We start from the raw sequence: 20,257 nt of genomic DNA, 5'->3' as shown, positions 1-20,257 counted from the left end.
ATAAATACTTAGTTATAACTAAGTAAATAACGGAGAATGTTTTAATTCTTTCGTATCTGATGGCGGTTAACCATAAATCAGATATAGAAGCCTATGTAATTGCTAAAGTGAAGGAGAAACGAGAGCAAGCAAATCTTTCTCAATCTGAGCTGGCTTTGAGGTTAGACGTTTCTAATGGTTTCATCGGTCAAGCTGAAAGTTCTAACTCTCCAACCAAATACAATTTAAACCATCTGAATAAGTTAGCAATCATCCTTGGGTGTTCTATCAAAGACTTCATGCCTGACAAGCCTTTTAACCAATAGGAACCCGAAGATTCCTATTGATGCGATTACGCTACTTTCCTTAAGTTTCTTTTCACTGCTTTTGACTTATAAGGCAATAGCTTAAAGTCATGATTGCTCTTCCATCGTTCTTCGATGTATTCGTACAGCTCTAAGCACTCGGTAATGACAAAGTCTGTCTTAACAGCATGTTCAATGTCAACAGGCGTTGCATCAGCCATAGTGAGCTTATAAACTAACCTGATAAAGCTATTGGTTACCGAATGGTATTGATTTAGCAGTGGAGACATTTCGCAGCCATAGCGGATAGAATAATTACCCTCTGGATGGCATTCAAGCCTTAAGTAAAGTAAAGGTGAAACCAGTTCATGGACAATGTAACCTCCGTTTGCGGGCTTATCTTGCCTGGATAACGTATAGCGCATCGGCTCTTCTTTAAGTGATGATAGAAGCTGTTTAGCATGTTTGAGAATAGCAAAGTAAGACTGCTTAATCGAGTCGTTGAACTCTTGCTGTTGATTTGGTTGAGCAGTTTGCTCAACATTGTTTTTTGGTGTTTTCATGTGTGTATGGGGTAAGTTGAGTAAGTGGATAAAAGAAAAGCCCGGCTTTCATTAACCGGGCTTTGGGTGTTTGTAAGATTTGTTAGTGCTGCCGACCTTCGAGCGTGTAGAAGTACTCAACGGGCTGTGCATGCTGCACCATTCTATAAAATAAGTAGAACGGTAATGGTAAGGGTACTTCAAACAGGCAATCATCCAAAGCGAGGCTGTTGAGCTGCGTTAGAATGTCGTCATTTAGTCTGCAGTAGCCGAAGGCATATTCAACCCTATAGTTGAATGCCAAATCACATTCCAGGTAGAAGTAAAACGATGGTGTAACAAAGCAGTGCATAGCCTGTGCGGATGCGGTCTTGTCCTCACGATAGTCACGTTCAAATACCAAGGGTGCTTCCTTTGCAAATAGTTTTTTTATCTCAATGAGAATAAGCGTGTATTCACTATCGATAAAGTTGTTTCGGGCCAGTTGCTTTTGATCCCAGACACGAAGCTGGGCAAGCTTCCAACACTTTTGCATCTTAGCGGCATTCGGTGAAAATCTAAGGGGCAGGCATGACTGCTCCATACTGCTGATAGCTGTTGATTGATTCATAAGTAAGTTGATTAAGTAAGTGAATGGATAGTTAAGGCACCAACAGAGTGTCAATACCTGTTAGTAGAACGGGGTGTCATAAGATTTCCTAGAAGCTGGTTTCTAGGTTTGTTTGACTGACTTGTTATAAGTCAACATAAGTGAATCTGATGGTGTGTGATTAGGTGAATTTGCTTTCATGTGGTTTACTTTTAAAATAAGAAAGCCTGACAGTGGTGTGCTATCAGGCTTAGTTGTGTGTGATTGTGTGAGTTGATTAATCTTGTTGCTCTATTTCGATGTTGAGATAGGAAAAGTGTTTCGGGTTGTCATTGTGGTATGTGCGCATATATTGAAAATGCGCTTCCATAGTCGATTCATGCGTTACCTGTTTTCCAATACTGTACATTGGACCTCTGCTGATGAGTCGGGCAATTTCATCCTTAAACGGACTGCTTTCGATATCATACTCCACAACGTACTCGTCGCAGTAGTTGCAGTCCAGTATCATGTAGAAGGTGCTGCAAGCCAGGCTATGCATAGACACGGTAGATTCCGAGAGGTCTTCTCTTTGGTCATTATCATAAAAGTACTCGCTATGCTGAGCGTAAAGGAGCCTGACTGCTTTGCGAACTCTCATAAAATGGTCTTCAATGAGCATATTGCTTATAGCATTGTGCTTGCCCATTGTAGTGCGCTTTGCAACCTTCCAGCGTTTGCGTTTGGGCCATTCTCTGGATGGTGCTTGTGGTTCCACGGGCTGTGGAGGATTGAGCCTTACGGGATCGAATTCCATATTTTGATTAGGTTAGTGGTGAGTGATTGGACAGTGAGTTATGTTGAAAAGCAAATCAATCGGGCACTTCTCTTAGAGTACTTTTAGTAGGATTAGAAGGGTTTGTGTAGAAACGGGTTTTTACGTTTCGGGAAACAGGTGCAGTGAGTGCCTAACGTATATTATTTGCTTTCCACTCGCAACATAGGAGGGCGCTTGATCAGACCTGCTGTGGTGGTCGAAACACAAACAACAAATTGGGAAAATCTATCCAAAGGCATTAAGGTATATACTGTTGCCTTTGAAAATTAGATGCCGGAGGGGTCGAATGTAAAGTAGGGTATATGTTGGTGTGAGCGCTCAACAGATTCAATTCACAAAGTTGACTTATAAAGCTATTCGATTGAGGCGTTCTTACCTTTAGAAGTAAACCTATGTTTCCAAAAAGTTAGGAGTTCTTGTAGGTTCTCTTAAGAGAGTAAGCTTCTTGAATTTATTGGAAAGTGGAATGTTACTCTGCTTTGTCATAGTGGAATGCCATCACTTCCAAGTAAACATTCTTCTTTGGGTCTTGAGGTAAAGTGAAGATATAACTGAATGATGTGTCGCCACGACGTCCAACATCTTGAACAAAATATGGATGTGTCCTTGTTACGTTGGCAATGTTGTTTATAACGCTGGTGAAATCTTTATTCTTAACAAACATCATAATAGCTACCTTAGAGTCACGCCAGGTTAAATAACGGTCAAACAACTGGTTGATTGTTTCTATATAGCCATTCTGACCATGCCAGAACTTACATTCTGCAACGAATAGATTAGATCCATCTGTCGCATACCTTAACAATATGTCTGTTTTCCCACTTCGGTTGAATGTTTCTCCTGAAGCTGCAATACCATCGTACCTTGTTTCAAGTACAAACAAAAATTGATCTCTTAACCCTTCTTCGTCTTTTCCCATGTATAGGGACGGTTTCCTTTCCATACCCTTGCCACTGTCGTAGATAACTTTTAGCACATCGTCATACATGGCTTTACTCATTACTGGTTCATTAGAAAACTCTCGACTTTTGCTTGCCCTGGGCTGCGGTATATCCTTTTTAGTTACAGTTGGAGCAGTGAAAATGGCTTGAGTTGATTTGTCAATTGGAATATTGATAGCAGCAAAGAAGTCATTCTCCTGTAGTAACTTACTTTTATGATTATTGAAATTAGTTTCTATGAATGGTTTAAGTGAATTATTCCATTGATTGACATCGCTGTTTGCATTATCGATATTCGCAAAAGCACTTCCCTTTGCTGATGCTAACTCTTGGTTAAAATCCTCAGCACTTTGTCTGTATATCTTAAATGTTAAGGAAACAATACTACGAGATTCATCGATATGTATGTCGTAAGAGGTCATGCTCCAAGTTGAAGGATGGAAGCGAAAGATTATTGCTGATCCTGAAAAAGGGTACTTGACAGTAAAATTATATGCATCCACTTCATACCTTACACGTCTAAACGAATCCTCTCGATACTCTTTGCTTTTAATCGGCTGTTGGCGTTGCTCTTGATCGAAGTGAACTACTAAAGGTTCTAAATAATACTTTTTGTACAAGAAGTTTTTGTATTCAATCTCGTCAACACTGAGTATATATTCTTTAGATTCAGATGCAATTCTATCTGTTATTTGTTTTCTAAATTGGTCAAATGCATTGGAAGTACTTATTTCATTGAACGCTCTCATCTATTGTTTATAAGATTTAAATCAATCACTAAATTAATAAAACTTATTAAGGTCAATAAATATTAACAGTTCGACCTTCGCTGTTGCTAAACGACTGTTTAGGCATTTATTTAAGCAAAACAATCAGTTTAGCTCTAAATCATGCAATAGCAGTTGCTTACAAGCATTTTCTACTAACTGCAGCTCATTGCAATAAAAAAACCAGCACTGAGGCTGGTTTCGCATATAATAAGCAAAGGCTCAGTATATGATAGCTATATTTTCTTTTCTGAACGTTATTTCACACCCACGTTTAAGTTCTCCGATAACTAACGGGTTAAAATCTAATATGCCAGAGTATGAACCGTCTTCATTAATCGTTTTTATCTTAACCCACATTCTTTCGACCAGTGTTCCATCTTCATTAGTAACTTGATTAAACACTAGTTTGACTAGATCCCCAACCTTTAGACTTGTAATTTCTGAATCAGTGGGACACTGATTTGTATTTGGATGTGCTAATTTTACTTTATGGCAATCTTCAAGAAAATAAGATGTATTATTCTTGGTTGTTTTTTGTTTCTTGCTATTCATTTTAAATTAATTCTAATTTTAAATATTACCTACACTTTGGTTAAAGGGGATATAAAACCACCTTTTCTTTCTGAAGTGTAGCTGTATCTTAATTTTTTAATTTGTCATATATTTTAAGCACTCGGTAGCCCATGACGTCTTTGTCACCGTTTTTACCAATCCACATTCGTTCTGATAATTGGCAATATTTTTTTAAAAGTTTCACATTAGGCTTCAGCATTGGAAGTTTGTTCTCTCGTATTCCATGAGTTAAACGTGCTGTAATTTTTTGTGAGGAACATAATTCACCTTCTTTAAATGCTTCTTCAATGTATTGCATTAACCCGAAGTTGCTTTCCTGCTCAGACTTGTCTTTCTCTTTGACGGCTGCTTTAATTTTTTTAGGATTAAAGTCTAAAGCTTTCACTGTCTCGTAACCTAAGCGGTCAAAATCTTGCACAACCTTTTTAAATTCCTTGCGGAGAAAAGCCATTTGGAATTCTCTTTGAAAGACGGTGGTTTTTTCTGAATCGTAAATGTCTTTAAGCATTGGCATCAATACAGAATAAACCGTTTTTAAAGGTGTTGTATTCTGCTTTAAAGCCCGTTCTTTATCTGTGATATCATATACTTCGGAATGATGACTTACCACAAATCGCTTGCTTTCTTCATAAGCATTTAAAAGATTTTGTAGGCACTGGTAGTAACCCTTAAGTTCTTCTTCAAAAACAGTGTTATCCTGCATGAAATAATTGCGAGAGCCATCTTCATTGATGTATTTGGCAAACTCAATGCGTTTAAGAATTTCTTTTAATGTGCTAACTGCGCCTCTGGTAGTAGATGCTTTCAAATATCGTTTCAGTACTCTGTATACTATCTGGCATTCGTTAATATATTCCAGCACTTCTAATTCGCTCATTGAAATAAGGCCAGGCAAAAAGTTAGTAATGTGAACGACTTCCTTCTTTATCTGTCCAACCTTAGGTTTTCTAAACCTTCCAACAATCTGAATCGCTTCACTTAGTGGATCTATCATGGAATGCTGAGCAGAAATCAGGTCGGTTATCATAATAATCGTTGGGTCAACAATACCGTCAATGTCCACGGCAGAGAAGAATCGACTAGTCATCCAGTTGTATATCCTAAATTCGCCCAACGAGGTAGACACATGCGTGAAGTTGTTCACCTTTAATTTCTGCATGCTTTCCTTCGCACAAAAGATGGCGCTTTGGTCCTTCACTTCCAGCTCATTAAGAAAGTGCGCAATGGTATCTGTAGAGTTAAAAAACACGAAATACTGTTTACGCTTATTCTCGGTTATAAACTTTTTAAGTGACAGCATGACATTATTGGTTTCAATAACATGAAGCTTCTGCTTGTAATCGTAGTCCTTGGCTGGTTCGATGTAAACGTTCGAGAACTTATATTGAGCAAAGCGCGGATCGCTGGGAATAATGGGTGTTGCTGAAATGAAGGCTTTACCTTTAAAAGTAAAGAAGTCTTTCATAGGTAAGGTAATGTTTGCCCGGTAACCTATGTCTTGAATAGTACGTTCACATTCATCAATCAAGAGGAAATATGTACCATACATATCGATACCCAATTCTTGCATTGCATCTTTAACCTTTCCGAATGATTCAGGCGTAACTAAAATCTTTTTCCATTGTACGGGCGATTCCAAATACTCAATGATTTCGTCGACGGTTACACCCTCATAGACACCTAGTATTTTCTTAGCACGTGTGGTGTTGTATTTTTTACATTTCCCCTTTATAACCGGCACATTGGCTTCTGCAACAATACTATGGCGAGATGTATCTAACTCAAGTGCCGTAGCACCGATTCCGCACAATTTCTTCCAAAGAATAATGTTCGTTGGTATTGTTTTGAGAACATCCTTGATCCACTGGTTTTCTCGGATACTGTATGTTTTATCTTTTAGTTGCTTCATTTTAAATAGCAATAAAGTTTTTCTCAGTACATGATGGTGTACTGTTATCTATATAGATTAAACGATTTAAAAAGTGGAGGAGAAGAGTTCTCCTCCCTAAATAGATTAGTTTTGTTGAGTAACAACACCGGCTGCTTGTTGCATCAGTTCTTCAAAAGTTTGATTAACTACGATTCGGCCATGCTCGTAATCTTCTATAAGTTCAGCCATACCTTCTATATTTGGTACGCAGAGCCGGACGGTAGTATTGCCATAGCGAATGTGACACCAAGTGACACTTATTCCTTTATCAAAGGATTGAGTAGGAGCACTGGCAAACCGACGCTTAGCTTGCATAAAGTCAATTAGTTTTTGGCTATGAACAACTAAAGACGGACGTATCTTCGCTGCTTTTTGAAGATCGGGTATAAAAGTAAGTTTGCTAAATTTACCTCCATTTTCATTGTCTTCTTTAAAAAGTGACAGGTGTTGTACCTTTACATTAGGTTCGGGTGATCCGAAAAATTTTTGGAATATGTCCATTGGATTTTACATGGCTTGTAATCGAGGGAACCATTCCCTTAGATTTGCCAATCCAAAATTGCAATAGCAAATGCAAGTAGCATTTGACAACTCATGGGAGTCCTTACTTGCGTTTTGACTCCATTGTGTTTTCGCCTCTAAGTAATGCTCCTAATCGATTGCTGGCAGCATCCGCTCTGGAAGATTTGTTTTCTATGCGGTCGCTGTTACGCATATAATTGTTAAAATCATCCATTTGAAAAGCTAATAATATGTTATGATAAATTTTACTTCTTTTACCATCAAAACTTTCTATATCTAATCCTAAATAGTAAGTGAAAACTTTATGTATTTCCAAGCAAAATTGACGAACAGCAATCCGTTTCTCGTTAATATGGTCGGGTAGTTCAAGCGTAGAAAAGCGTTTTAAATTATTTAGAAATTCGCTACTTTCTAATTTGTCTTTTTCTTTGAGTAAACAAGATAATTGATAGCCTAAGTAATCAAAACTTATAGGGGAATTGCCATCTTTAATACTTTTTATCAATGATTGAATTATCCAATTATTGGATACTGGGTCGTTAATTGGGTGTGGGCGTTTGTTGACAACAAAATTTATCTCGTAAGGCGATGTCGACTGTGCACTGTAATAATCAAATAGTAATTGACTTATATCCCTTATTTGCTTGTGCATTCTAAAATAATAAGGTTGCTCAGCAAAAGTTAGATTGGATATGCTGTTATTAACAGCAACGGCACTATTAAAAGTCAATCCATCAGCATCCCATATTGTATTGTAAAAGTAAAGGCAAACAAAAAGAAGCGTATCGATATGAGGTTTTAAGGTTTTTTTGCTTTTAAGAGTACAGAGCACAGCTTCTTCGAAATTGGCTCTTATGTCGGTTATGATACTTTTGTTTAATGATTGGATTTCTTCTTGGTACTGTGTCTCATTTAAATCCCCTTCAATCAATTTGTCAAACAGCATCCCATAGCGATTAAATAATTTGTGATGCTGAATTAGCTTAGAGTCTATGCATAGGGTATGGCTTGGAATAACGAGTTTTTTCCTCTTCACGCTTGGTAAACGACCGTAGCTGTCAATAATTGGTTGCGGGAACAGGTCAGTATATAAGTTAAGCAAAACTCTAAAATCGATGTTATTAAGTTTAAACCGGGCAATCGGATCATTTATATCATGCTTATTTAAAGTTTTCTGACATCGAGCTAAAAGAAAAAGTAACAGTTCATTTTCACTTTTAGGGTAATATACTTTCATAATTTACCAAAGGTACGCAAGGTAGCAGAGCTTGTTACCCTGCTACCATTAAAAGGTATTTATTCAAGTAACTGTATTATACGATTGTTTGCAGCATCAATAATATCTTGGTCAAAGGCATCTAGGTAGATATTTGTAATTTTGTTACCATGCTCATGGCCTAATGCTTCAGAAATCAATTCAATTGAATAACCTAAACGTTTGGCAGTTGTGGCCCAACTATGTCTTGCTACGTAAGTAGTCACCTCATCATTAACTCCACAGTCAGTAGCAATATTTTTTAAGTGTTTATTTGTCTGTTTAATTGCCTGCATGATAATGTATTTTGCTCTCATGCCGTCCTCAATTATGTCAGGAGGCAGTATGGGTAATAAATACTTTTCATTAGCCCTTTTATAATAAGACAAGATTTCCTGTGCCTTTGGGTGAAGCTTAATAGTTAGTTGTTGTCCGGTTTTTCTTCTTCGATATATTATCCTGCCATTTTTAATGTTTTCATTCGTAAGATACGCTAAATCAATAAATGAAGCTCCAATGAGACAAAAGCTGATTGTAAAATAATTGTGTGCATGCCATCGAGGTGAATTCGGTTTAACGTCATGTTTGAAAAACTTTTGCAAGCTAACAGCATTAAGAGCCCTTTTTGTCGTACGTTCAGTCTTGATCGGTATATCTAAGAACGGATAATGGGATTTATCAACTAGTTTTGCCTTTACCGCTTTGTTATATATTGCTCTGAGTGTTCTGAAGTAATTACTTATTGTGTTTTGCCTGACACCGTCCTTCATCAGTCGGCGTTTGTAGCTTTCCAGTAGAGCATAATTGATATCCGTAAAACGAAGCTTTGTATTGTTGGTGAAATTGTTAAAACGTTTAACAGCTACTTGGTATACTAAGGCGTTTCCAGCTTTGTTGGAAGCGATAAGTTCGTCGATGAGCTGTTGTGCATAATCTGCAAACAGCCGTGTAGTAATAACCTTTGTAGCTTTATAATTATCATTTAAGCGGTCTTTTAATTCATCAAAGGAAAAGTTGTTGTCAATCTCTAATACAGTCTTCTGAACCTTAAGGTATGCCTCCGTAATTTTTTTATTTAAAAGTTGAGCATTGGGGTGGACAGGTAAGACTTTACTATGATCTTTGCTCCATGCGTCTGATGTAATAAACACTCCCGTGTTTGATGTGCTGCTTTGTCGGTTAAAAGTAATTCTGATTTGAACGGGATAGGTACCGTCAGTTTTAGGTCTTCTTGTATCAAGAAGAATTTTGTAAGTAACCATGAAAATGTTGTCATGGCTACCCTGTTTGTGCAAACTATGTGCAAACAAACAGTCATTAGATATCCTCGTTTGACGATAAATAACACCTAACAAAAAAAGCCCTCTCAAACTGAGAAGGCTTCTAAGTGATCCCATCAGGATTCGAACCTGAGACCTACTGCTTAGAAGGCAGTTGCTCTATCCAGCTGAGCTATGGGACCATCACTCCAAATTAGTGTTAGGCTTTTTGAGCGAAATCACTTATACTTTGAGCGGTGCAAATATGCATATTTGGGTTGATACTGGCAAACACAATCGGGGTAATATTTTTACAGGGCCATTTTGGCTATATTTGCCAGCCATCAGCAAACGCATATGCCACACATCAGCCGGTTGTTTATTTATCCTATTAAATCGTTAGGCGGTATTGTACTGCCCGGGGCTCAGGTAACCACACGCGGCTTGCAGCACGACAGGCGCTGGGTACTGGTAGATCCTAACAACCGCTTCATGTCGCAGCGTACTACGCCGCCAATGGCGCTGTTTGCATTACAGCTGACCGGCGAGGGGATAGTGGTAACGCATACTCCAACACAGGACGTGTTTATAGTTCCGTTTACACCACAAACGCAGGAACAGCTAACCGTAACCATTTGGGACGATACCTGTACCGGCATACGGGTGAGCGATGCTGCCGATGCCTGGTTTAGCCGAAAGCTGGACCTACACTGCCGCCTGGTTTACATGGACGATGCCAGCCTGCGCCCGGTAGATCCGCGTTACGCCAAGCCTGAGCAAATTACCTCGTTTGCTGATGCTTATCCCATGCTGCTCATTGGCGAGGCCTCACTGATGGATTTAAACAGCCGCTTAACTGATCCGGTCGGTTTCGACCGTTTCCGGCCCAACATAGTCATCAGCGGTACCGGGCCATATCACGAAGATGAGATGGCGCATTTTTCCATAGGCGATATCCATTTTTATGGCGTAAAACCTTGTGCCCGCTGCGTTATGGTAGGAGTTAACCAGCAAACGGCCGAGGTAAATGCCGAGCCCTTAAAAACGCTAAGTGGTTACCGCCGGTTTGGTAAAAAGGTTTATCTGGGCCAAAATCTTGTGCACGAGGGGGTGGGTACCATTAGCGTGGGCGATGAGTTGCAGGTCATCAACCTGGACAAGGAGTTGTTGAGCAAGGTATCTGCTCCAAAATAGATAGCTAATAACAGCCTTGTGTAATTTTGTTGCCCGTTTGGCGAACCAAGTTGACGTTAAAAGGTTAATAAACATTATGACACAATCCTTCGAAGTAGATATCCCCATGAAAGACCGCCCGATGGCGGTGATGGTGCAGCCCCGCAATGAAACCGACAAGGCTGACGTTTATGATCTGTATTATTGCGATCAGCTTTGTGGCTGTATTTTTAAAAACGAAAATAACATCTGGATATACGAGCCGCATGCACATGCTGCCCTGCTGCTGGATGCCGAACAGATACAGCACCTGGGGCAACACATAGCCGAGCATAGTTACAACGCCTAACCGGCGCCGGTGGCAGGGCATCAGCGTTCTGTCAAAAACCAATGCAGGTAAACTAAAGCGGCAGGCATTTACGTATATGGAGTTATGAATAAACTCAAAATTGCTTTCCTGCTGTTATTTGCAGTATTAATAAACTTTAAACCTGCGGCGGCGCAAAACGCTGCTGCAGGCACCGAAAAGGCCACCTTTGGCATGGGCTGCTTTTGGTGCTCGGAGGCGGTTTTTCAACGTATTAAAGGTGTTGTCAAGGTAGAGTCGGGGTATGCCGGGGGCACGGTTAAAAATCCGTCGTACGAGGATGTTTGTACAGGCACTACCGGCCACGCCGAGGCGGTGCAGGTTACCTATCAGCCAGATATCATATCGTACAAAGATTTACTGGAAATTTTCTGGACCATGCATGACCCAACCACGCTTAACCGCCAGGGGGCAGATGAGGGTACGCAGTACCGGTCGGTTATTTTTTACCATAATGCCGCACAAAAGGCTATGGCCGAGGCTTATAAAACTGAGCTCAACAAGCAAAAAGTTTATCCGGATCCCATTGTGACGACAATTGATCCGTTCACAAATTTCTACGTAGCCGAAAACTACCATCAAAATTATTTTAACCTTAACGGTAAACAGCCTTATTGCCGCATGGTTATACAGCCCAAGGTAGATAAGCTGGAAAAGGTTTTTAAACAGAAGCTTAAATTATAGTTTCTTTATTATGAAATCGATTTTTTTAGCTTTAAAATAAATGTCAGGATTACACTTTTGTTAAAAAATAGTTTTATTTTGTCTCAAAATTAACTCAGTTTTAACGGGTGTAATCCTTGGGATTTATGATGAACGAAAACGAGCGGCTTAGGGCAGTAGCACGATTTAAGACCTTAGATACTGGAATAAAAAAAGACCTGACCGACTTAGTAAATCTGATAGCCAACATTTGCAATGTGCCCGTGGCGCTGGTAAGTGTTATTGATGAGCAAACCCAATGGTTTAAAGCAAGTACAGGCATTGGCGATTTACAACGTATGGAGCGCCACCTGTCTTTTTGCGACCAGACTATCAAATCCAACCAACTTTTTATTTTGCAGGATGCTACTACAGACAGCCGTTTTGCCAATTTGCCAGCCGTTAAAAATGCACCTTTTATACGCTCGTATGTAGGCATGCCGCTCGTTACTTTTGATGGGCACTCTATTGGTACATTGTGTGTAATGCATACCGAGCCGCTTATGTTAACCGAGGTGCAGATCAACTCGCTCAAAGTAATCAGCAAGCAGGTACTTAACCTTATCGAGTTAAACTGGAGCATGCACAGCCTTATTGAGCAAAACTTAAACACCCAGGAGCAAAAAAAACAGGCCGAACAATCTGAACTAAAACTAAAGGCCGTATTTGACAGCTCTAAAGATGTACACTTGCTGATAGGCAGCCAGATGGAAGTAATGGCTTACAATAAAGCTGCTGCCAACTACATTTATGCCAGCTACAACAAAAATATCAAAGTTGGTGTCCATTTATTAACGGTGGTAAGTCAAGAATCAGCCTCGCGGCTGGTAGAGTATGTGGAGCTGGCTCTTAAAGGTAAAGTTACCAACGTAGAATGGAACGTTAAACAGCATGGAGATACCTCGTTGTGGTTTGATGTTACCTTTGAGCCCGCCCGTGGGGCCAATAACGATATCATTGGCGTAGTTATTAATGCTACCGATATTACGGTTCGTAAACGGGATGCTGACTTTATTAACCAGCAAAATGCAGCGCTGCAACGCATAGCCACTATACAATCGCATGAGTTGCGCCGGCCGGTAGCCTCTTTGCTGGGGCTAATGGAGGTTTTAAAGTTAGACGAAAATTATGTTTTTAACAGCTGCTACCCCATGATTGAGATTACCATTAACGAGCTGGACTCCAAAATAAAGGATATTGTGCACGAGTCGGAGTTGCGTCTTAATGGTATTGATGACACAACTAATGCATAAGTTTTAAAAAATATAGCGTATTCCGCACCAGGGTATCTCTTCAGTGAGCATCTCAACAAAACGGTCAATCATTCGTGCTTTAAGCTGATGTTTGTACCTGATGTTTATTCCTCCATAACTGCTGCGTTTAGTTTCCTGAAAATCAGGCATCCATAGTAACTCTTCAGCTTTAGGGTTCAGTTCTACGTTAACTAAGTGTTGTTGCTGGTTGTGCGTTAAAAATATCACCTCGCATTGCATCTGCTTTTTTACTTCATCGGTTACTGCTGCATTGAGTTGCCTAAACAGTTCGCGGTAATCGTCGCGCCAGTCGCGGTCAATACCCCGCAAGCGGTCATACACTATTACCGGCGAAAAATTAACATGAACCTCATAACCGGCTTCGTAAAAATCATTAATGGCTTGCAGTCGTTTTTCAATGCTATCGGTACGCACATCCACCAGGCGGCTCACTTCCTGCGGCATCAAACTAAACCGGATCCTTATTTTACGCTTAGGGTCAACGTCCAGTAAATTACGGTTTACAAACTTGGTAGCAAAGGTAGCCTTGGCCCGTGGGTGTGCTATGTAAAACTTAAACAAATCGGCCACGCCCGGCGATATGTCGTAGTCAATGGCCACATCCGAGTTACAGCCCACATCATACGTATAGTAAACGGCATCGGTTTGGTTACGTGGCTTGGGCCAGGGCAGGGCCATGGCATGCTGGTCAATTTTAGCCATCATCTCATCCGTATTAGTAAACACGGTGATAGGGTTAATAGCCTTGTGCCGATCTACATAGCAGTAGGTGCAGGCGCCAAAGCAGCCGTTGGCCAGGCTAGGCGCAATGAAGTCAGAACTGCGTCCGCTGTATTTAATATCCAGCGATTTAAGTTTGCCCAGCACCAGTAAATCCGATTTGGCTTTGTAATAATTAAAATCTTCGGCATCAGGCAGGCGGTTATGCTGTTTAATAGGTACCTGTTCTGCGCCGGGGTATTGTTCGGTAATGCGTTTGCCCTGCTCGTTCAGAGCATCTGCAGTATATAATATTTGTTGGGGCTTAAACTCGGGCATGTAATGCTAAATAGATACTATACAGGTATAATAACCATGCCAGTGGTTTAATGATTTAATAAGAAGCAGCAAAAAACTATTGCACTTTTAACAAGCGAACTTATCAGGCAAACAGACTATCTCCAAAACAAGCATCCCAATCGGCCACTTTAAAATTGTACTGTAACACTTCGGCAATGTTGATACTATTAACTGTTTTCCAACTGCCCAGCTCGTCTGTAAAGTGGGGGAGAGGCAACCCTGCATCCTGTGCCGCCCGGGTATAAAAGTGTTGTTTTTGCGGATGGTGCGGGGCAACAGCATTAAATATATAGCCAAAGGCGTCATTAGATAAAATGCTGAGGGTAATGCCTATACAATCTTGCAAATGAATTAAGTTGACCGGTGCCTGCCCGTTGGGAATATTGCTTTTGCCGCCAAAAAACCGTCCCGGATGCCGGCCCGGGCCTACCAGTCCGCCAAAACGGATAATGGCGGTTTTAAAAGCTGTGTGGTTCATCAGCCGGTTTTCGGCATCTGCCAGTACCCGGCCCGATTCGGTGTCAGGCTGGGGCTGCGTTTCCTCATCTACCGTACAGTTGCACTCCGGGTATACACCGGTCGAACTAATGTAAATAACTTTTTGTATTTGATGCTCTGCCACCTTTTGAGCAATCTGTGCTATTTTTTCGGCGTAGTCGGTTTCGCCGCTGCGCAATTTAGGTGGAATGCTGATCACTAATACCTCACAATTAAAAAAATCATTGTCGGCATCAATGCCGGCAGCTGTTACTTTAACCGTGTAAGGCTGAATGCCGGCTGCGCGCAAGCGTTCGTGCCCTTCGGCCGTGGTGGTGGAGCCTTTTACAGGCGTGCCGTTTTTAACCAGGGCCTGCGCTAAAGCAAAGCCGAACCATCCGCAACCTAAAATACTGATCATGGTTTCAAAATTAAACAGATTAACGTCAATAACGGTAGCTTTTGCTCATAAAACATATCAGAAGTGCCGGGGTTGTGCGTTATTATACATTGTACTAACAGGAGTTCATTTGAAAAATATTCTTTTTTTTGGCGACAGTCTGACTGCGGGTTATGGCCTGGCCAACGTTTCGCTGGAATCGTTACCGGCGCTTATACAAAACAAAATTAAAACTGAAGGCTTGCCTTACCACATCATTAATGCGGGCGTAAGCGGCGAAACTACTACCGGCGGTTTAGCCCGTATTAATTTGCTGCTGCACCAACCAATAGATGTGTTTGTGTTAGAACTGGGCGCTAATGATATATTGCGCGGTATACCGCCGCAAACTACGGCTAAAAACCTGCAGGCTATCGTAGATAAGGTTAAAGCAGCCTGGCCGCACGCCAAAATGCTGCTGTTGGGTATGGAGTTACCGGGCTGGATACCCGGTGCCTTTGCAGCCACATACCGGGCTGTGTTTGCACAGGTGGCCAAAGCTAACCAAATGGCCTTTGTGCCTTTTTTGTTAGATGGCGTGGCTGGCATTGCCCACCTGAACCTGCGCGATGGTTTACACCCTACAGCAGCGGGTTACCAAATCATTGCCGGAAAGATATGGCCGGTCATCAGGCCGTTACTGGCATTTTAAGGGGTAATGCAGTGGTCATTTTCTGTTCATCCTCATCTGCTGTCCATCATATTAACATCAGTCAGGTGTATTATTTTTGATAATTAGCCGAAATGTCTTGTAGGGATAAAACTAAAGCGGTTACTTTAAAAACCTGAAAATACCAATACATAAGCACATGAAATTAATCAGATTTGGCCACGCCAATCAGGAAAAGCCAGGGGTAATCATCAACGACAAACGTTACGACGTATCGGGCTTTATTCCGGATTATAATGAAACATTTTTTGAAACCGACGGGCTGGCCAAACTGGCGGCCATCATAGAAGAGCATGGTACTAACTTGCCCGTGGCTGATGAGGATGCACGCTTGGGCAGCCCTGTAGCGCGCCCTTCAAAGCTGTTATGCATCGGCCTTAATTACGCCGACCATGCCAAAGAAACCGGAGCACCACTGCCACCCGAGCCGGTATTGTTTATGAAAAGTACCACTGCGGTAGTGGGCCCGGATGATAACGTAATGATCCCAAAAAACTCGGTAAAAACTGATTGGGAAGTGGAGTTGGCGGTAGTTATTGGTAAAAAAGCAAGCTACGTAGATGAAGCCGAAGCTGCTGAATGCATTGCCGGTTATGTGCTGCATAATGATGTATCCGAGCGCGAATTTCAGTTAGAGCGGAACGGTACCTGGGATAAAGGTAAAGGTTGTGATACCTTTGCACCGTTAGGTCCGTTTTTGTCTACCGCAGATGAAGTAAGTGATGTAGATAACCTGCGTTTGTGGCTGAGTGTTAACGGGAAAACAATGCAGGACGGCACCACGGCTAACCTGATTTTTAAAATACCATTCCTTATTTCGTACGTAAGTCAGTTTATGACATTGCTGCCCGGCGATGTAATATCAACCGGAACACCGGCTGGCGTAGGCCTGGGCTTTAACCCTCCGGTTTACCTTAAACCAGGCGACGTAATTGAGCTGGGTATTGACGGCCTGGGCACTCAAAAGCAAACGGTAGTAGCTTATAGCAAATAACAAGTACAAAATTGATTTAAACACCTGCGTTTTCTACGGAAGATGCAGGTGTTTTTGTTTACTGCCGTTTAAGCAGCCTGGCCCAATAAAGCGCCCCCTGTTTTTATGTGTTAATGGGTATAACACTAAGCTGTGCTTGTACGTACAACGTGCTAAATAGCGTATTTAAGCCTAACAGCAGCGTTGTTAAACCATTAGTGTAAAGGTATTATACCAACCCAATGATGGCCGGCAACAACTAACTACGCCCTATAATTTTAACACGTATCCCTATATAACTATATGACTAATACCGACAGGCGTTTAAGTGTTGTTTATGCTTGCGATAATAACTTTGTTCCGTTGCTGGCAGCATCTATCAAATCGTTGGAAATAAATTCGGCCGGTTCGCAAAAAGACATCTACATTATTGATGACGGTATTAATGCGGCCAACCGGCAAAAACTGGTTAGCTCCATAACCAGCAGCGAAATTACACTGAAGTTTTTACTCGTTAAAGATGTGGTTGGCAAAGTAACCATCCCATACTTTAACAATGCCGCCCTGCCGGTTACTACGTTTTTTCGTTTGTTTGTGCATACGTTTATCCCTGAGGGTACCGAACGGGTGCTTTACCTGGATTCGGATATGATTGTGTTAGGTAACATTGATGAGCTATGGGATGTTGATTTTGGCGATAACATCATTGCCGCCGTGCAGGATCCGGGTATTAAAACGCTGGGCTGCTCATGGGGTGGAGGCGTGCGCAACTACGCTGAGTTGGGTTTCAAAGCCGACGACCCGTACCTTAATGCGGGTTTGTTGCTCATCAACCTTAAAAAATGGAACGAGTTTGATGTTTGCGGCAAAGCACTTGATGCCGCTGTTAAATACCAGAAACATATTGTATACGGCGACCAGTATTGTTTGAATGCCGTGCTGGCTAACCGCTGGCTGCCTCTGGACCCGGAATGGAACCATTTAGTGGATAACGACAAGCCCGGCGCCAAGCTCTTGCATTACATAGGTAATAAGCCCATTTATACCAATTATACCTATAGCCAAAAATATAAGGACATCTTTTTTGAGTACCTGAACCAAACGGCCTGGCGCAATTTTAAAATGGTAGGGGCATTTACCCGCAGGGTGCGCATGATCAGACGCTTTCTTAGAAAAGTAACCGGTTAATCAAAATATATCAATTTCAATGTCGGCAAAATATCAATTCGACCGGGTAACCATGCTGGTTACACATTATAACCGCAGTAAATCATTAGAGCATTTATTAAAGCGGTGCACCGAGGAAAGCTTAGGCTTTGACGAAATCGTGGTGTCTGATGATGGCAGTAAACCTGCACACCTCAACTACGTGAAAGAGCTTCAGGCCAAATACGGTTTCAGGCTGATTACCACGCCGGTAAATAAAGGTTTGGGTAATAATATTAACAAAGGGCAAGATGCTGTAACCTCGCCGTACACCCTGTACGTGCAGGAAGATTTTGAGCCTACACCTGAGTTTGCTGTTAACTTTAACAATGCGGTAAACCTGATGGATAATGAAAGCTGGGACATGATTCGCTTTTACACTTTCCCGTGGGCGCCGTTCCCGTACCTGCAAAATTATAAGTACGGCTACGCTAAAATGCTTTTTAAGCCTTATGTGTGGCACATGAACCACTTAAAATTCCGCATTTACAGCGACCATCCGCACCTGCGCCGCAGCAACTATTTTGAAAAATTTGGCCGGTATGTTGAAGGCCAGCGCGGCGATCCAACCGAATACAACATGTGTTTAAAGTTTATCCAAAAGGGCGGCAAGGCCCTGATGTTTAACGGTCCGGATTTGTTTTTGCACGAGGCAGGCGCTATTGAGCCTAATACCATGGTGCGCAGCAAATGGAAGCTGAGCAACTCTTTACCCATAACTACCTTGCGCCGCATGTACCTGGTTGGCAAGGTTGTTAACAGCTCTATGCAGTTAAAGCGCATGAAATAAGCCTTCTTTTTTACTATCCATACCCACCCTAATTAACACCCCTAAGCGCTGATGCTGGCTAAGATTAAGCAGATACTTGATAAACTGAGAAACCCTCATATAATTAACCTGGTGGGCAACGCCGTAATGTCGGTGCTCAACATGGTGCTGGTTGCCGTACTGTTTAACTACCTCAAGGTAGACGAGATGGGAGTGTGGTTCTTTTTTCAGGGTACGGTAGGGTTGGTAGATACCTTTAGGGCCGGGCTGCTAACTACTGCATTTATAACCTCTTATGCAGGTACGGCCAAAGAGCGTGCAGCAGAGGTGGCCGGCTCGGCCTGGTTTTTAGCCTTGCTGGTAACTGCGTTGTTTGTAGTTGTTAATCTGGTTTACCTGGCCGTTCCGTTCCAGATTAAAGATGAAGGCTTAAACCTGTTTATGCACTGGTTCGGGCTGATCTTTATTTTTACGCTTCCCTCGTTTATTGCCAGCTGCGTGGCGCAGGCCGAACAGCGTTTTGACCGGCTGCTGTACATCCGGGTTATTAGTACAGGTTTATCTATTGTAATGGTACTGGCGCTGATTGTAACCAAGCACATTAACTTCATGAATGTGGTTTACTCGGGCTTTGCCGCCGGTAGTATAACCAGTTTAGCCACCATTGTTTTTGGCTGGGCCAGGGTAGATACCATTTTTAAAAAATCCACCCAAACGGTTAAAGCCTTGTTTGCCTTCGGTAAATACAGCGTAGGCACATCGCTGGGCAGTAACTTGTTCCGATATTCGGATACAGCCATTATTAACTTCATGTTAGGCCCGGGCAGTTTGGCGGTATACAACCTGGGTTTGAGACTGATGGAACTGGTAGAAATACCTTTACGCAGCTTTGCGGCTACCATTATGCCGCCCTTATCAGCAGCGTATAACCAGGATAATAAGTATCACGTTATCTATCTGCTCAAAAAATACTCCGGACTACTCACTGTCATCTTAATACCGGTGGTCATCGGCTCCCTGTTTTTTGCCGAGGTAGCCATCTGGATTGTTGATAAAAAGTACCTGGCTACGCCTGCGGCCAACGTGTTCAGGGTGTTTATGACTTTTGCTTTGCTGTACCCGGTAGAGCGCTTTATGGCCCTTACTTTGGATGCCATTAACCAGCCTAAGGTAAATATGATTAAACTCATCTTTATGCTGGCCGCCAACGTCATCGGCGACTTCTTAGGCGTGTGGATTTTTGGCAACGTATACGGTGTAGCTTTCGCTACCATACTGCCTATCCTCACCGGTTTGGTCATCAGCTACAACTGGCTGCAGCGTTACGAAAAGTTCAACCTTTGGGACGTCTATAAAATAGGCTGGCTCGAAACGCAATGGTTAATTAAGGATAGCTTAGCGATGGTAAGAAAGAAGAAGAGTATAGCGTCTGAGTAGTGGGGCGAGTCCCTGAGTGAGGAAGTCCGTTGAGTCCGTAAGTCGATTCACGATGAAAAGCTTATAAAAAATCATGTCATGTCGAATGCTAATGAGACAACTTGATACTCGCGGTGAGTTGGAGCGATAGGTTGAGATATCAACAAACTGATAGTCGTACTGAATTCGTAGCAGCGTACCCTGAGCTATCTAATTTCGGTTTCTACGCTTTTGACACAAGGCTGTGGTA

General features: G+C 41.9%; 21 protein-coding genes and 1 tRNA gene. 10 read left to right on the top strand and 12 right to left on the bottom strand.

Annotated elements, in window-relative coordinates; translation table 11 throughout:
* The first annotated feature begins 59 nt into the window (after positions 1 to 59).
* On the top strand, positions 60 to 305 hold the full coding sequence (locus tag AAGR14_RS14180; protein ID WP_342644882.1) for a helix-turn-helix transcriptional regulator: 246 nt from the start codon (positions 60 to 62) through the stop codon (positions 303 to 305).
* Positions 306 to 331: 26 nt separating this feature from the next.
* Here the strand turns inward: AAGR14_RS14180 and AAGR14_RS14175 are convergent, their stop codons facing one another.
* The 10 genes from AAGR14_RS14175 to AAGR14_RS14130 form a co-directional block, all read right to left on the bottom strand.
* Positions 332 to 847 carry a hypothetical protein gene (locus AAGR14_RS14175; RefSeq protein ID WP_342644881.1) on the bottom strand — a complete coding sequence of 172 codons (516 nt, stop codon included), beginning with the start codon at positions 845 to 847 and terminating at the stop codon, positions 332 to 334.
* An 82-nt stretch (positions 848 to 929) separates the two neighbouring features.
* Positions 930 to 1,436, bottom strand: coding sequence for a hypothetical protein (locus tag AAGR14_RS14170; RefSeq protein WP_342644880.1), 507 nt, complete (start codon positions 1,434 to 1,436; stop codon positions 930 to 932).
* Positions 1,437 to 1,692: 256 nt separating this feature from the next.
* A complete protein-coding gene (locus AAGR14_RS14165) occupies positions 1,693 to 2,055 on the bottom strand; it encodes a hypothetical protein (RefSeq protein ID WP_342644879.1) in 363 nt (120 codons plus the stop codon).
* Positions 2,056 to 2,701: 646 nt separating this feature from the next.
* Complete coding sequence (locus tag AAGR14_RS14160; RefSeq protein WP_342644878.1) at positions 2,702 to 3,922, bottom strand: hypothetical protein; 1,221 nt, start codon at positions 3,920 to 3,922, stop codon at positions 2,702 to 2,704.
* A 240-nt stretch (positions 3,923 to 4,162) separates the two neighbouring features.
* A complete protein-coding gene (locus AAGR14_RS14155; protein ID WP_342644877.1) occupies positions 4,163 to 4,495 on the bottom strand; it encodes a hypothetical protein in 333 nt (110 codons plus the stop codon).
* Positions 4,496 to 4,583: 88 nt separating this feature from the next.
* Positions 4,584 to 6,425 carry a hypothetical protein gene (locus tag AAGR14_RS14150; protein WP_342644876.1) on the bottom strand — a complete coding sequence of 614 codons (1,842 nt, stop codon included), beginning with the start codon at positions 6,423 to 6,425 and terminating at the stop codon, positions 4,584 to 4,586.
* 105 nt (positions 6,426 to 6,530) lie between these two features.
* Positions 6,531 to 6,947 carry a hypothetical protein gene (locus AAGR14_RS14145; RefSeq protein ID WP_342644875.1) on the bottom strand — a complete coding sequence of 139 codons (417 nt, stop codon included), beginning with the start codon at positions 6,945 to 6,947 and terminating at the stop codon, positions 6,531 to 6,533.
* 103 nt (positions 6,948 to 7,050) lie between these two features.
* Positions 7,051 to 8,205: a hypothetical protein gene (locus AAGR14_RS14140; RefSeq protein ID WP_342644874.1), complete on the bottom strand. Its 1,155-nt coding sequence runs from the start codon at positions 8,203 to 8,205 to the stop codon at positions 7,051 to 7,053.
* A gap of 59 nt (positions 8,206 to 8,264) precedes the next feature.
* On the bottom strand, positions 8,265 to 9,485 hold the full coding sequence (locus AAGR14_RS14135) for a site-specific integrase (protein ID WP_342644873.1): 1,221 nt from the start codon (positions 9,483 to 9,485) through the stop codon (positions 8,265 to 8,267).
* A gap of 126 nt (positions 9,486 to 9,611) precedes the next feature.
* Positions 9,612 to 9,685 (bottom strand) — tRNA-Arg (locus AAGR14_RS14130).
* Positions 9,686 to 9,806: 121 nt separating this feature from the next.
* On the opposite strand from AAGR14_RS14130, the gene AAGR14_RS14125 reads away from it, so the two are divergent.
* From AAGR14_RS14125 to AAGR14_RS14110, 4 genes are all read left to right on the top strand, one after another.
* Positions 9,807 to 10,676 carry an MOSC N-terminal beta barrel domain-containing protein gene (locus tag AAGR14_RS14125; protein WP_342644872.1) on the top strand — a complete coding sequence of 290 codons (870 nt, stop codon included), beginning with the start codon at positions 9,807 to 9,809 and terminating at the stop codon, positions 10,674 to 10,676.
* Between the two features lie 76 nt (positions 10,677 to 10,752).
* Positions 10,753 to 11,004 (top strand): hypothetical protein, encoded by a 252-nt coding sequence (locus AAGR14_RS14120; RefSeq protein ID WP_342644871.1) that lies wholly within the window; start codon positions 10,753 to 10,755, stop codon positions 11,002 to 11,004.
* An 84-nt stretch (positions 11,005 to 11,088) separates the two neighbouring features.
* Entirely contained in the window at positions 11,089 to 11,706 is a 618-nt protein-coding gene (gene msrA, locus AAGR14_RS14115; RefSeq protein WP_342644870.1) for a peptide-methionine (S)-S-oxide reductase MsrA, read from the top strand.
* Positions 11,707 to 11,831: 125 nt separating this feature from the next.
* The gene (locus AAGR14_RS14110) at positions 11,832 to 12,977 is read left to right on the top strand and encodes a GAF domain-containing protein (protein WP_342644869.1); all 1,146 of its coding nucleotides are present in this window, start codon (positions 11,832 to 11,834) and stop codon (positions 12,975 to 12,977) included.
* A 3-nt stretch (positions 12,978 to 12,980) separates the two neighbouring features.
* On the opposite strand, the gene AAGR14_RS14105 is transcribed toward AAGR14_RS14110, so the two are convergent.
* Together AAGR14_RS14105 and AAGR14_RS14100 are read right to left on the bottom strand one after the other, a co-directional pair.
* Positions 12,981 to 14,036: a spore photoproduct lyase family protein gene (locus tag AAGR14_RS14105; protein ID WP_342644868.1), complete on the bottom strand. Its 1,056-nt coding sequence runs from the start codon at positions 14,034 to 14,036 to the stop codon at positions 12,981 to 12,983.
* Positions 14,037 to 14,139: 103 nt separating this feature from the next.
* On the bottom strand, positions 14,140 to 14,955 hold the full coding sequence (locus tag AAGR14_RS14100; protein ID WP_342644867.1) for an SDR family oxidoreductase: 816 nt from the start codon (positions 14,953 to 14,955) through the stop codon (positions 14,140 to 14,142).
* A 109-nt stretch (positions 14,956 to 15,064) separates the two neighbouring features.
* Between AAGR14_RS14100 and AAGR14_RS14095 the strand changes: the two genes are divergently transcribed.
* The 5 genes from AAGR14_RS14095 to AAGR14_RS14075 all read left to right on the top strand — a co-directional run bounded on the left by AAGR14_RS14095 (position 15,065) and on the right by AAGR14_RS14075 (position 20,028).
* Positions 15,065 to 15,625 carry an arylesterase gene (locus AAGR14_RS14095; protein WP_342644866.1) on the top strand — a complete coding sequence of 187 codons (561 nt, stop codon included), beginning with the start codon at positions 15,065 to 15,067 and terminating at the stop codon, positions 15,623 to 15,625.
* Positions 15,626 to 15,782: 157 nt separating this feature from the next.
* The gene (locus AAGR14_RS14090; RefSeq protein ID WP_342644865.1) at positions 15,783 to 16,637 is read left to right on the top strand and encodes a fumarylacetoacetate hydrolase family protein; all 855 of its coding nucleotides are present in this window, start codon (positions 15,783 to 15,785) and stop codon (positions 16,635 to 16,637) included.
* A 282-nt stretch (positions 16,638 to 16,919) separates the two neighbouring features.
* Positions 16,920 to 17,804, top strand: coding sequence for a glycosyltransferase family 8 protein (locus AAGR14_RS14085; RefSeq protein ID WP_342644864.1), 885 nt, complete (start codon positions 16,920 to 16,922; stop codon positions 17,802 to 17,804).
* 19 nt (positions 17,805 to 17,823) lie between these two features.
* Positions 17,824 to 18,612, top strand: coding sequence for a glycosyltransferase family 2 protein (locus AAGR14_RS14080; RefSeq protein WP_342644863.1), 789 nt, complete (start codon positions 17,824 to 17,826; stop codon positions 18,610 to 18,612).
* Positions 18,613 to 18,663: 51 nt separating this feature from the next.
* Positions 18,664 to 20,028 carry an oligosaccharide flippase family protein gene (locus tag AAGR14_RS14075; protein WP_342644862.1) on the top strand — a complete coding sequence of 455 codons (1,365 nt, stop codon included), beginning with the start codon at positions 18,664 to 18,666 and terminating at the stop codon, positions 20,026 to 20,028.
* Positions 20,029 to 20,257 lie beyond the last annotated feature (229 nt).

Source organism: Mucilaginibacter sp. CSA2-8R, assembly GCF_038806765.1.
Lineage (GTDB): Bacteria > Bacteroidota > Bacteroidia > Sphingobacteriales > Sphingobacteriaceae > Mucilaginibacter.
This window is presented reverse-complemented; position numbering and strand designations above follow the sequence as displayed.

Coding starts and splice junctions, on each gene's coding strand:
- AAGR14_RS14105 (WP_342644868.1), bottom strand. CDS start 14,036: ATGCCCGAGTTTAAGCCCCAACAAATATTATATACTGCAGATGCTCTG.
- AAGR14_RS14165 (WP_342644879.1), bottom strand. CDS start 2,055: ATGAGAGTTCGCAAAGCAGTCAGGCTCCTTTACGCTCAGCATAGCGAG.
- AAGR14_RS14120 (WP_342644871.1), top strand. CDS start 10,753: ATGACACAATCCTTCGAAGTAGATATCCCCATGAAAGACCGCCCGATG.
- AAGR14_RS14175 (WP_342644881.1), bottom strand. CDS start 847: ATGAAAACACCAAAAAACAATGTTGAGCAAACTGCTCAACCAAATCAA.
- AAGR14_RS14180 (WP_342644882.1), top strand. CDS start 60: ATGGCGGTTAACCATAAATCAGATATAGAAGCCTATGTAATTGCTAAA.
- msrA (WP_342644870.1), top strand. CDS start 11,089: ATGAATAAACTCAAAATTGCTTTCCTGCTGTTATTTGCAGTATTAATA.
- AAGR14_RS14075 (WP_342644862.1), top strand. CDS start 18,664: ATGCTGGCTAAGATTAAGCAGATACTTGATAAACTGAGAAACCCTCAT.
- AAGR14_RS14145 (WP_342644875.1), bottom strand. CDS start 6,947: ATGGACATATTCCAAAAATTTTTCGGATCACCCGAACCTAATGTAAAG.
- AAGR14_RS14080 (WP_342644863.1), top strand. CDS start 17,824: ATGTCGGCAAAATATCAATTCGACCGGGTAACCATGCTGGTTACACAT.
- AAGR14_RS14160 (WP_342644878.1), bottom strand. CDS start 3,922: ATGAGAGCGTTCAATGAAATAAGTACTTCCAATGCATTTGACCAATTT.
- AAGR14_RS14155 (WP_342644877.1), bottom strand. CDS start 4,495: ATGAATAGCAAGAAACAAAAAACAACCAAGAATAATACATCTTATTTT.
- AAGR14_RS14150 (WP_342644876.1), bottom strand. CDS start 6,425: ATGAAGCAACTAAAAGATAAAACATACAGTATCCGAGAAAACCAGTGG.
- AAGR14_RS14100 (WP_342644867.1), bottom strand. CDS start 14,955: ATGATCAGTATTTTAGGTTGCGGATGGTTCGGCTTTGCTTTAGCGCAG.
- AAGR14_RS14140 (WP_342644874.1), bottom strand. CDS start 8,205: ATGAAAGTATATTACCCTAAAAGTGAAAATGAACTGTTACTTTTTCTT.
- AAGR14_RS14110 (WP_342644869.1), top strand. CDS start 11,832: ATGATGAACGAAAACGAGCGGCTTAGGGCAGTAGCACGATTTAAGACC.
- AAGR14_RS14090 (WP_342644865.1), top strand. CDS start 15,783: ATGAAATTAATCAGATTTGGCCACGCCAATCAGGAAAAGCCAGGGGTA.
- AAGR14_RS14170 (WP_342644880.1), bottom strand. CDS start 1,436: ATGAATCAATCAACAGCTATCAGCAGTATGGAGCAGTCATGCCTGCCC.
- AAGR14_RS14085 (WP_342644864.1), top strand. CDS start 16,920: ATGACTAATACCGACAGGCGTTTAAGTGTTGTTTATGCTTGCGATAAT.
- AAGR14_RS14135 (WP_342644873.1), bottom strand. CDS start 9,485: ATGGTTACTTACAAAATTCTTCTTGATACAAGAAGACCTAAAACTGAC.